Genomic DNA, 1,690 nt, shown 5'->3' with positions numbered 1-1,690 from the left:
AACAGTTCCGCTCCGGTCACGACTCTGTCAGCAACCTCTATGATCTTACCGGTGGCCGCGTGCTCGATATCGTCGAAGGGAGAACTGAGAATGACTGTAAACAACCTGAATCCGTATTTTCAAATGCGGCCTTCAATTTTGCTCGCTCATTCTTACATCTGGTAGCGTTATTTGACTGGCGGCTGCCTTGTTTGACTGCTCAGCGACATGATTTTCAGCGGGGCTGCCGCAAGAATGACACACCGACGGATTTCAGGCGCACTGCTCCATGGGGCAAGGCTTATCCGCTATGATCCGGTACGTCTAGCCATAGGCCAGTTTTCGATACACCGCATTAAAGGCCTGCAGCGATCGACAACCTCTGCCAAAACTTATCTTGATGGTGCGCGCTGTTTTGATGATACGTGCGGCAACATACATCAGTTCCTGCATCACGGTTCTGATCCGTCGCCTCTGCGCCTTGCTCCGCTTGGGTGACTTCGACCCCAGCAAGCCATTTTGTCCGATCCAGCGCAGAATATTATAGGCCAGCACGCTCAGGCCCAATACCAGGGCATTGGTAGCAAATTTACCCGAAGGCAGGCGCTCGATATCCCTGTCCGTTTTGAATTCACTGTGGAACTGTTCCGAGGCGCCATGATCCGCATAAAGCTGTATGACGTCTTCTTCACTGACGTCCAGGCGGGTCCACCAGCCTTCAAGATCAATCTCAGGAACCAGCAACCGTTGCCCGTGCTTGTCAATGGTTCTTTCAATGATCCGAATGACCCGACGCACCGAGTAATTATGACCCTTCCAATGCCGCGTGGTTTGTACACTGAACAGCGCAACCCGTTTCCCTTCCCGAGGATATATCCACTTCCCCTTCTGTTCCGCAATGGCAAGCCAGTCCGCCTTATCCTGCCTGCGCGGGTTCCACTTGATTGAGAAAATCCACCACTGGCCGATCTCCATGCGCTTCGTTATGCGCCAGCACGACCTCAATGTTCTCAATGGCATCGTTGCCACCGTCGAGCCTCAGCAACAAGGGCTGGGCTGCGATCTTGTGGGCATCCCGCAATGCTCGGGCCAACAAGGCCGGCGTGTCTTTCTGGCAGTGCTGCTTGCCTTCTCGAAGTTCAAAGCCGATACAGTAGCCTTCCTGGCCAAGGTAAACCGCCATGGGCGCGTACCCATCGTGTCCCTTGTAGGTCCTTGATGCCCCCTCCTTGTGGCTGCCTGAATTATCCATGGGCGTGACATCGGCATCGACCGGTATATGGCCGGTGGATAAGGGCCGTAGCGCAGGCTGGATATTGCTCAGAAAATCCCGACCGGCTTTCTCTACAATGGGGAGAAAACTAATGGCATGTTTATCCATGCGTTGGCACAACGTCGCTTCCCCAGGTATCTCATCGATATCCATCGCGCTGGTGAAATAGAACTCGCTCTCTATACCGTTGATCGCTTCAAAATCATTCTTGCCGATACTCAGCAGGGCCAGGTAGCTTTTGATGACATCAGAGTGCTTGATTCCATGTCGCATCGGTACGCTGGCATCCAACTGACCGCTGAGATGAGTGTATCGCTTGATCGCTTGACCAATCAAAGACAGGCCACTGTGGCTGATGATATCGGCGCTGGATTGTTCGATGATGAAACGTTTCATTGCTTCACCTGCTGGGTGATGTTTCACAAGCCCACATTTTGG

At 53.0% G+C, this 1,690-nt stretch carries 1 protein-coding gene and 1 pseudogene; one reads left to right on the top strand and one right to left on the bottom strand.

What is annotated here, in order from left to right; genetic code table 11:
* The coding region (locus tag ACOCD2_RS18865; protein ID WP_419625903.1) for a hypothetical protein at positions 1-293 on the top strand (293 nt) is incomplete at its 5' end.
* A gap of 10 nt (positions 294-303) precedes the next feature.
* Here ACOCD2_RS18865 and ACOCD2_RS18860 read toward each other — a convergent pair.
* Positions 304-1,648: pseudogene (locus ACOCD2_RS18860) on the bottom strand (IS1380 family transposase).
* Between the last annotated feature and the right edge of the window lie 42 nt (positions 1,649-1,690).

This window comes from Thiolapillus sp. (assembly GCF_048562965.1).
In the GTDB taxonomy this organism is placed as follows: domain Bacteria; phylum Pseudomonadota; class Gammaproteobacteria; order Chromatiales; family Chromatiaceae; genus Thiolapillus; species Thiolapillus brandeum_A.
This window is presented reverse-complemented; position numbering and strand designations above follow the sequence as displayed.